The organism is Komagataeibacter swingsii (genome assembly GCF_003207895.1).
In the GTDB taxonomy this organism is placed as follows: Bacteria; Pseudomonadota; Alphaproteobacteria; order Acetobacterales; family Acetobacteraceae; genus Komagataeibacter; species Komagataeibacter swingsii.
On sequence record NZ_NKUB01000089.1, the window covers coordinates 1 to 1078 of the forward strand.

The following is a 1078-nucleotide window of genomic DNA, read 5'->3' on the forward strand; positions in this document are numbered from 1 at the left end:
AAAGGAAAAGCCACCCAATCGGGTGGCTTTTTTTGTGCCCAAAATCCTGCGCAGGATGCGTATAGGATGCAGATGGGAGTGAAAGCGCAGCGTAGGTTGGACTTAAAACAGGCCATATCACGATGACGTGATCTTTATCGGCGGCCTTATTGATTAGTGGAAATTACGCGATCTGACGACGATACGCTCACCGGCGGAATCGTTGTCATAAGTGCTCTTCGTAGAGGAGCGATTACCGACGTCTGCTAGCAGCCAACTGCTCTGCCCGGAGAAACCATGCAGCAATCGAGATTGTGGGGGAACGCCGCCGGGCCTAACTGTGGCAGAATAGCAGATAGTCTTTCTCTATCTTCTGCGATTTCGTCCAGACCAATAAAAGCCACATCGATAAGTTTTAGAACAGAAAGACTCGGATTGGTGTAACGCCACCCACGCCGCAAATCTGTCCACAATCGATGAGCAAGAACCTTGGCCAGAGAGCGTTGTGCATCTTCACGTATTACAGCTCCGGCATCAGGATCTAACATCCAATGAACACGGATAGGCGCATTGTTTGCTGTAAATCCCAGAGCTTTAACAATCCGCAAGCCAAACTCGTCTTCGGCCATACCGTCAGTCCCTGCATTCAAGACAGCACGTAGTATTCCCCCGCGCAAAAGACTAACGAACAAAAAATCGTTGAAATGACCGGCTTGGAGTGCAGCATCCTGCCGATTGTCAGTAAAACCAAGTAGTTTACGCTTCTCTTTCGGAACTCCGCTGTACGGATCATTCATCCACTCCAAAGCAGTGGAAACCAACAATGTAGTGGCTGAGCTACGACCTTCTCCAGATAAACCAGCGAGCTTTGTACGTTCCCTGGAGTTGGGGTGAGGCTGAGCAAGACAGCGCGGACAAAATCCAAATTTTCCTGGGGCCTGTTGGGAATTATGCTTTTCTGAAGCATCTGGATGTGATTCAAGGTAAGCATCCGGTAGAACTTGCAGTTACCCACAAATCTGCTGTTCTTGAATTTTGTGCTTGATGCAGATGAATCTGTTGTGATTCCTTTTCTGTCACCTTTATGCAGGCGGGGTGT

At 48.8% G+C, this 1078-nt stretch carries 1 protein-coding gene; it reads right to left on the bottom strand.

The genetic code is table 11. From position 1 onward, the window contains the following. Positions 1 to 245: 245 nt before the first annotated feature. On the bottom strand, positions 246 to 776 hold the full coding sequence (locus CFR76_RS17430) for a hypothetical protein (protein WP_244192008.1): 531 nt from the start codon (positions 774 to 776) through the stop codon (positions 246 to 248). Positions 777 to 1078: the final 302 nt, after the last annotated feature.

Excerpts from the sequence above, each read along its gene's own strand:
- CFR76_RS17430 (WP_244192008.1), bottom strand. The coding sequence starts at position 776 with ATGAATGATCCGTACAGCGGAGTTCCGAAAGAGAAGCGTAAACTACTT.